The 8,593-nt window shown below is 57.9% G+C and carries 6 protein-coding genes; all 6 read left to right on the top strand.

From position 1 onward, the window contains the following. Nucleotides 1-328 precede the first annotated feature (328 nt). The 6 genes from F560_RS0101920 (at nt 329) to mmsB (ending at nt 8,398) form a co-directional block, all read left to right on the top strand. Nucleotides 329-1,348, top strand: a complete 1,020-nt coding sequence (locus F560_RS0101920; RefSeq protein ID WP_019004014.1) for a substrate-binding domain-containing protein — start codon at nt 329-331, stop codon at nt 1,346-1,348. Between the two features lie 21 nt (nt 1,349-1,369). Continuing rightward, the gene (locus tag F560_RS0101915; protein WP_019004013.1) at nt 1,370-3,163 is read left to right on the top strand and encodes a cache domain-containing sensor histidine kinase; all 1,794 of its coding nucleotides are present in this window, start codon (nt 1,370-1,372) and stop codon (nt 3,161-3,163) included. A 12-nt stretch (nt 3,164-3,175) separates the two neighbouring features. Then, the gene (locus F560_RS0101910) at nt 3,176-4,396 is read left to right on the top strand and encodes a response regulator transcription factor (protein ID WP_019004012.1); all 1,221 of its coding nucleotides are present in this window, start codon (nt 3,176-3,178) and stop codon (nt 4,394-4,396) included. Between the two features lie 112 nt (nt 4,397-4,508). After that, on the top strand, nt 4,509-5,621 hold the full coding sequence (gene chvE, locus F560_RS0101905) for a multiple monosaccharide ABC transporter substrate-binding protein (protein WP_019004011.1): 1,113 nt from the start codon (nt 4,509-4,511) through the stop codon (nt 5,619-5,621). Nucleotides 5,622-5,702: 81 nt separating this feature from the next. Then, entirely contained in the window at nt 5,703-7,247 is a 1,545-nt protein-coding gene (gene mmsA / locus F560_RS0101900; RefSeq protein ID WP_019004010.1) for a multiple monosaccharide ABC transporter ATP-binding protein, read from the top strand. Continuing rightward, nucleotides 7,235-8,398, top strand: a complete 1,164-nt coding sequence (gene mmsB, locus F560_RS0101895; RefSeq protein ID WP_019004009.1) for a multiple monosaccharide ABC transporter permease — start codon at nt 7,235-7,237, stop codon at nt 8,396-8,398. The genes mmsA and mmsB overlap by 13 nt, the downstream gene beginning before the upstream one ends. Nucleotides 8,399-8,593 lie beyond the last annotated feature (195 nt).

Genomic DNA, 8,593 nt, shown 5'->3' with positions numbered 1-8,593 from the left:
CGAGACCGGTGCGCCGGACCGGATGCCGGATTGAATTGCCTTTTAGGCACTTCCATCGGGTGCGTGCGCGAGAGCGGGCTGAGCAGTTGCTATTTTAGCAACTGCATTCCCGCCCGACCGCCCCACTCGACCGCCCCACTCGCCCCGACGCTTCCAAGCTCCCGCTTTTTTTATAAACGGCCATCTGTGATAATAGCTTTCGGACGCCGGTGCAAGCCCGCCTGGCGTCTGGTTAAAAAATCGAAAAAAATAGTCGTCATCGTGAAAAGACGCCTTTGCCGCACCCAAACTATGATGAAATTAACAACCCGCTCGAGGAGGCTTACCCTTGAAAAAGTCATTGCTGCTGTCGGTGTACGGAATCTTGACGTTATCCTTTTTACTTTTTCTTTGGCATTACGGCATCCGAAGCGGCGGAGAGGACGGACTCGGCGAGCCGGACGACGGTCTTGCCGGCGACATGGAGGAGCAGTACGTGATGGTGACGTTCCAGTCGAACATCGACTACTGGCGTCCCGTGATGAAAGGGTTCGAGGATGCCGCCGCCAGGCTGAACGTTGCGGTCGATTTCCGGGGGGCGACGCAGTACGACCCGATCGAACAAATTACGGTGCTGGAACAGGTGATTGCCAGAAAGCCGGCCGGAATCGCCGTCACGGCGATCGATCCGGAAAAGCTGAACGGCGCGATCGGCAAGGCGGCGAAGGCGGGCATTCCGCTTGTGCTGTTCGATTCGGGAGCGGAAGGAAGCAGCGCGCAGTCTTTCGTCGGAACCGACAACTACCGCGCCGGGGCCGTCGCCGCCCGCGAATTGGCCAAGCGTCTGGGCGGAAAGGGAAGCGTCGCGGTCATTACGCAGCCGAACCAGTTGAACCACCGGCAGCGGACCGAAGGCTTCAAGGACACGATCGCCAAGGAGTTTCCCGGTTTAAGCATTGTGGAGGTGGCCGACGGGAAAGGGACAATCGACGCCTCCAGGCAAGTGGCCGAAGACATCGTCGCGCGCCACCCGGATATCGACGGCTTCTTCGCCACGCAAGCCAACGGCGGCGTCGGCATCGGCCAGGCGATGAAGGAGCTGAAGCTTTCCAGCCGCAAGATCGTCATCGGCTTCGATACGGACAAGGGAACGCTGGATATGGTCAAGGACGGGACGATCGACGCCACGCTCGCTCAAGGCACCTGGAACATGGGCTATTGGTCGCTGCTGAGTCTGTTTCATCTGAGGCACGGGATTGTCCAGCCGAGCAGCGAGGAGAAAGGCGGCGTTCACCCGCTGCCCCCCTTTATCGATACCGGCATTACGGTCGTCACCAAAGACAACGTCGAGCTTTTTTACGCCAGGTAGACGGGAAAGGAACCGGAAGCGATGAACGGATACGAAGACGTCCCCTTTTTCCAGCGTTTACAGATGAAGCATTTGCCGATCCGCTACAAGCTGCTGATTCATTTTCTGTTCATTACGATCGTCCCGTCGCTGATGCTCGGCGTCCTGACGGACTGGGTGGTCAATCGGGTCATCGAAAGGCAATTGAACGAAAATACGCTGCAGCTCATTGCGAAAGTCAACAAGTCGCTCGAATTTTATATGAGCAGCGCCCAAAACACGACCTATCTCCTTTCCTACAACCCGGAAATTCACCGGTTTCTGAGCCGGGAACCGCTGGATGCGGCCGCCAGAGAAAAAGCGCTGCAATTTCTGCGCGGCTTCCCGACGCTGCAGACCGAAATCGCCGGACTGATGGTCGTCAACGCGAGAGGCGAGTATTTGAGCAACGACATGTACGCCAGAGCGCCGGTAGACCTGACGCTGGAGACCTGGTACCAGGAAGCGGTAGCCGCAAGAGGCATCTTCAAAATCGTCGGCCACCCGTACAAGCGAAGCGTGACGACGCACGCCAACTACAAGGACAGCGAAGTCGTGTCCGTCGTCAGGGCGATTCTGGACCCCGAGACGCAGAAAGTGCTGGGCGTCGTGCTGATCGACCTGAAGCTGCGGGTCGTCGTGGAGACGGCCAAGGATGTGCGCCTGGGCAAAACGGGGGTGCTGATGGTGCTGGACGAAAAAGGCGAACCGATTTACGTGCCGAAGCAGCTCGGATTCCAAAGCATTCCGAACCAATGGCTGAACGGGCAGATGTCCGGCGAATTTGTGAAAACGGTTAACGGGCGCAAGCTGCAGTTTATTTTCCGGAAATCCCCGTTTACGGGCTGGTCGACGATCGGCGTGTTCTCGACGAAAGAAGCGGCTCCGGAAGCGCGGCAGATCCGGCTGTATGTCGGTACGTTTGTGTTTGTGGTCTGCTTCCTCGGCATCACGGCTTCGTTCGCGCTGTCGCATTCGATCTCAAGGCCGATCCATCGGTTGATGGCGTTTATGCAGCGGGCGGAAGCGGGCGATTTGACCACGCGTTACTGGGGAGACAGCCGGGATGAAATCGGGATGCTCGGCCGCAGCTTCACGAGTCTGCTGACCAAGATCAACGACTTGCTGCAGCTGACCGAGAAGCAGGAAAAGCAGAAGCGGGAAGCGGAGCTCCGCATTTTGCAGGCGCAGATCAAGCCTCATTTTCTTTACAATACGCTGGACACGATCCAGTGGATGGCGCGCAAGCAGGGGGCGGAGGACGTCTCCGAGATGGTGCAGTCGCTGTCCCGCCTGTTCCGGATCGGCCTGAGCAAAGGCAACGAATTCGTCTCCCTTGCCGAGGAGTTCGAACACGTCCGCAGTTATTTGCAAATCCAGAAGCAGCGGTACAAAAACAAATTGCAGTATACGCTCGATCTCGATCCGGACATCGCCCATTGCTTCGTCCCGAAGGTCATCCTCCAGCCGATTGTGGAAAATGCCATTTACCACGGCATCAAGGAACGGAGAGGACCGGGAAACGTCGCGGTCAAAGGCGAGCGGCAGGGAGACCGCATCGTGCTGACGGTCGCCGACGACGGCGCGGGAATGGACAAGGAAACGCTCGGAAATCTTCGCCGCAAGCTGGATCTCGGGGCGGACGTGCAGATGGAAACGTCGGGTTCCGGGTACGGGCTGGCCAATGTGCAGGCGCGGCTTAAACTGACCTACGGCGCCGAAGACGCCGATTTGTTCATCGAGAGCGAACGCGGGAAAGGCACGGCGGTCAAGCTGGTCTACCCGCTGTCAGAATAGGAGGAACGACCTGTGAACGACGATAAATGGAAGGTTATCATCGCCGACGACGAGCCGATTATCCGCGAAGGGCTGCGGGATGCCGTCGACTGGGACGAAATGAATTTCGAGGTGGCCGGCGAGGCGGAGGACGGCGAAGAGGCGCTGGAGCTGGCGCTAGAGTGCAGAGCGGATTTGATGCTCGTGGACCTGAATATGCCGATTATGAACGGGATGACGCTCATTCAGGAGGTCAGGCGCGAGCTGCCGGACTGCCGGATCGTCATCGTGACGGGCCACGACGAGTTCGGCTATGCGCAGCAAGCGATTCGTTACGGAGTTGACGATTATCTTCTGAAGCCGGCAACCCCGGAGCAGCTAGCCGATGTGCTGCGCGGCGTGCGGGATCAGCTGGAGCGGTCCCGGACGCAGGTGAAGCATCTGGAGCTGGCGTCGCAGCAAATCCGCAAAAACATCCCGCTGCTGCGCGAACGCTTCTGCCACGAATGGATCGAGAACGCGATCAGCGTTCAGGAAATCAAAGAGCAGCTTCGTTTTCTGCTGCTGCCCGACTCGCCCCCTGCGATGGTCGGGATCGTGCGCTGGCCGGAAGTGGATTTGGGGCAGTCCGTCCGCTCGGAACGCGACCGGCAGCTGATGCTGTTTGCGATTGAAAATATCGCCGAAGAAATCATGGCCCCGTCTCCGCTTGTCCTGTTCCGCGATTCGTTCGGATTCATCTGCGCCTTGGTGTGGGAATCGTCCGATACCGCCTTGTTCGCTTCGATCGAGCAAGCGGTCGTCCGCTATCTGAAGCTGCACGTGGTGGCGCTGGCCGTACCGGTGGAAGGCGGCTTCCAAGGGGTGGAGTCCGCCTATCGGAAAGCGCGGGGAGGCGTATACAAGGAAACGTCGATCTCGCCGGTCGTTCGCAGGGCGCGGCAATATTTGCGCGACCATTTCGACGATCCGCAGCTGTCGCTGGAAAGCGTGGCGAAGGCGGTCGGGGTGTCTTCCGTCTATTTAAGCCGCTTGTTCAAGCAAGAGCTGGGCACCACGTTCGTGGCCTTGCTGACGCAGATCCGCATTTCGAAAGCCATCCAACTGCTCGGGTCGACAAGCCGCAGCATCGCGGACATCGCGGAAGCGGTCGGCTACGAATCGCAGCACTATTTCAGCACGGCGTTCAAAAAAGCGGTGGGCGTATCGCCGAACCGTTACCGGAAAGGCGAAGCCGCCGACGAGGACGCCTGAGAACGCATAAGGAAAGTTATATTTTCTTAAAAAGGTGTCGCTTTTGTCGAAAGACGCTGGAAGCGCTGCCATGATAAAGTTTTCTCAGTCAAAACGAAAGGGGAGTTTGAAAGTGAAGAAAACCTTATCGGCAGTATGCATCCTTGCGCTCGTCCTCGCGCTCGCCGCTTGCGGAAGCGGCAACAACGGCGCTCAAGGGACCGCTTCGGACGGCTCTTCCGGCGGAAAGGGCGGCGGCAAGGGCACCATCGGCATTTCGATGCCGACCAAGTCGTCGGAACGGTGGGTGAACGACGGCGCCAACATGGTGAAGGAGTTCGAGGCGCTCGGCTACTCGACGGACCTTCAATACGGCGAAGACGTTGTTGAGAACCAGGTTTCCCAAATCGAAAACATGATCACCAAAGGCGTCAAGCTGCTCGTCATTGCCTCCATTGACGGAGAAGCGCTTACCGACGTGATTCAGAAGGCGGCCGATCAGAACATTCCGGTTATCGCTTACGACCGGCTGATCAAGAAAACCGAGCATGTCGACTATTACGCCACGTTCGACAATTTCAAGGTCGGCGTGCTGCAAGGCTCCTATATCGAAGAAAAGCTCGGCCTGAAAGAAGGAAAAGGACCGTTCAACATCGAGCTGTTCGCCGGATCGCCGGACGACAACAACGCGTACTTCTTCTTCGACGGCGCGATGAGCGTGCTGAAGCCGTACATCGACTCCGGCAAGCTGGTTGTCCGCAGCGGACAGACGAAGTTCGATCAGGTGGCCACGCTGCGCTGGGACGGCGGCGTCGCGCAATCCCGGATGGACAACCTGCTCAGCGCCAACTACACCACGGAACGGGTCGACGCGGTCCTCTCCCCGTATGACGGCATCTCGATCGGCATTCTGTCCTCCCTCAAAGGCGTAGGCTACGGTTCCCCCGACAAGCCGCTGCCGATCATCACCGGCCAGGACGCGGAGCTGGCTTCCGTCAAGTCGATTATTGCCGGCGAGCAGACGCAAACGGTGTTCAAGGATACCCGCGAGCTGGCCAAAGTCGCCGTCAAAATGGCCGATGCGATTCTGAACGGCCAAAAGCCGGAAGTCAACGACGAGAAAACGTACGACAACGGCGTCAAAATCGTGCCTTCCTACTTGCTCACGCCGGTATCCGTAGACAAATCCAACTACAAGGAAGTCCTAGTCGACTCGGGGTACTATACCGAGGACCAATTGAAATAAGGCGGGGAACATCGCGGAGGGCCGGGTTATTTCCGGCCCCGTTTTAAATCATTTCCCAAGGATGAAAGGCCGGGTGACGATATGACGGACGCGATCTTGGAGATGCGGGGGATTACGAAAACATTTCCCGGCGTCAAGGCGCTGGAGAATGTCAACTTGAAGGTCAAGGCGGGCGAGATTCACGCGCTCTGCGGCGAGAACGGCGCCGGGAAGTCGACGCTGATGAAGGTGCTGAGCGGGGTATATCCGCACGGCTCCTACGAAGGCGAGATTCTGTTCAAGGGCCAAGTCTGCGAGTTCAAGGACATCAAGCAAAGCGAACAGATGGGCATCGTCATCATCCATCAGGAGCTCGCGCTCATTCCGTATCTGTCGATTGCGGAAAACATTTTTCTCGGCAACGAGCAGAAGCGCGGCGGCTTCATCGATTGGAACGAGACGTTCGTCAAAACGAAGGCGCTGCTGGAAACCGTCGGTTTGAAGGAGCATCCGAACACGTTGATTCAAAGTTTGGGCGTCGGCAAGCAGCAGCTTGTCGAAATCGCCAAAGCCCTTTCCAAAAAGGTGCAATTGCTCATTCTGGACGAACCGACGGCCGCGCTCAACGAAGAAGACAGCGAAAATCTGCTGAAGCTGATCCTGCAGCTGAAAGCGCAGGGCATCTCTTCGATTATCATTTCGCACAAGCTGAACGAAATTGCCAAAGTGGCGGATTCGATCACCATTATACGGGACGGAAAAACGATTGAGACGTTGGATATGCGGGCGGACAAGGTGACCGAAGACCGGATTATCAAAGGAATGGTCGGCCGGGATTTGACGAACCGGTATCCGGAACGGACGCCCGACATCGGAGAAACCATCTTCGAAGTCCGCAACTGGACCGTCTACCATCCGCAGCAGGACCGCAAAGTCATCGACAACGTCCATTTTCATATACGCCGGGGCGAAATCGTCGGCATTGCCGGATTGATGGGCGCGGGACGAACCGAACTGGCCATGAGCATATTCGGCCGGTCGTACGGCCGCCAGATCAGCGGCCAAATCTACAAGAACGGCCGGGAGCTGCGGATTCGCACCGTCAGCGACGCGATCGACAACGGAATCGCTTATGTGACCGAGGACCGCAAGCAATACGGCCTTATTCTGATCGACGACATCAAGCGGAACACGACGCTCGCCAACCTGGCCCCAATTTCCCGCAACGGGGTCGTGAACGAAAACGAGGAGATCGTGGTCGCCGAGACGTTCCGCCGGAAAATGAACATCAAGACGCCCTCGGTGCTGCAAAAAACGGGCAACCTGAGCGGCGGCAACCAGCAGAAGGTCGTGCTCAGCAAGTGGATTTTTGCCAAACCCGACATCCTCATTCTGGACGAACCGACCCGGGGAATCGACGTCGGCGCCAAATACGAAATCTATACGATCATGAATCAACTGGCCGCGGAAGGAAAGGGCCTGCTGCTCATCTCCTCGGAGCTTCCGGAAATTCTCGGCATGTGCGACCGGATTTACACGATGAGCGAGGGGCGCCTTACCGGCGAAGTCGAGCGCAAGGACGCAAGCCAGGAATTGCTGATGAAATATATGACGAAAGGCAAGGGGAATGAACGATGGACGTCATAAAGAACGTGTTCCGAACGAACGTCCGGCAATACGGGATGATTGTCGCGCTGGTTTTGATCACGCTGTTGTTTCAGCTTTTGTCGGAGGGCATTTTGCTGAAGCCGCTCAACGTGACGAACTTGATTCAACAGAACAGCTACATTCTGGTGCTCGCCATCGGGATGGTCATGGTGATTATTACCGGCCACATCGATTTGTCGGTCGGTTCGGTCGCCGCCTTCGTCGGCGCGGTGTCCGCCATCATGATGGTGGATTACGGCATGCCGTTTTACGCCGCGATGGCGCTGTCGCTGTTGATCGGGGCTGCCGTGGGCGCCTGGCAAGGTTTTTGGGTCGCCTATGTCAAAATCCCGTCCTTCATCGTCACGCTGGCCGGTATGCTGTTGTTCCGCGGCCTTACGATGATTGTGCTGAACGGCCAATCGATCGCGCCCTTTCCGAAGGCGTTTCAGAAGATCAGCACCGGATTTCTGCCGGACTTCGGAAACAACTCCATTCATCTGCTTACGATCGTCATCGGCATTGTGCTCTCGCTTGTGACGGTCGCCCAGGAAATCCGCAACCGCCGCACCCAGCAAAAGTACGGGTTCGACGTGCTGCCGATGCCGTGGTTCGTCCTGAAGCTGGCGGCGATGGTGGCGGTGATCAATATCTTCACATTTGTCCTGGCCCAGTACAAAGGCATTCCGTTTATTCTGATCCTGCTGTTCGCGCTTGTCGTCGTGTATACGTTCGTGATGAAAAGGACGGTCATGGGGCGGCACGTCTACGCGATTGGAGGCAACGAGAAGGCCGCGAAGCTGTCGGGCGTCAAAACGAAAAAGGTGACGTTCTGGGTCTTCGTCAACATGGGCGCGCTGGCCGCGCTTTCCGGCCTGATCTATGCGGCAAGGCTGAATGCCGCCACACCCAAGGCGGGCGTCAACTTCGAACTGGACGCGATTGCGGCGGCGTTTATCGGCGGCGCCTCGGCTTCCGGCGGCATCGGAACGGTCATCGGCGCGATCATCGGCGGTCTCGTGATGGGCGTCATGAACAACGGGATGTCGCTGCTCGGCCTCGGCATCGACTGGCAGCAGGGAATCAAGGGGCTTGTTCTGCTGCTTGCCGTCAGCTTCGATATTTACAATAAAAACAAGAGCGGGGCTTAACGGCAGCGCGACGCATGCTGCACGAACGCCCGCGCCGCCGTTCGACCGGATTTCCGGGCACGAACGGAAAACGGCAATCGGCGCCTTCGCCGGGCGAAACCCGGCAGGGCGCCGATTTGGGCTTCATATGGGCCGATTCGTGCTTGGAACCGGCGGAACTGGACGACCAGACCGCTCCGGCGGGATCTTCCCGCC

The sequence above is a fragment of the Cohnella laeviribosi DSM 21336 genome (assembly GCF_000378425.1).
GTDB classification, from domain to species: Bacteria; Bacillota; Bacilli; order Paenibacillales; family Paenibacillaceae; genus Cohnella; species Cohnella laeviribosi.
The sequence above is the reverse complement of the archived record's forward strand: the minus strand, read 5'-3'. Positions and strand labels throughout refer to the sequence as shown.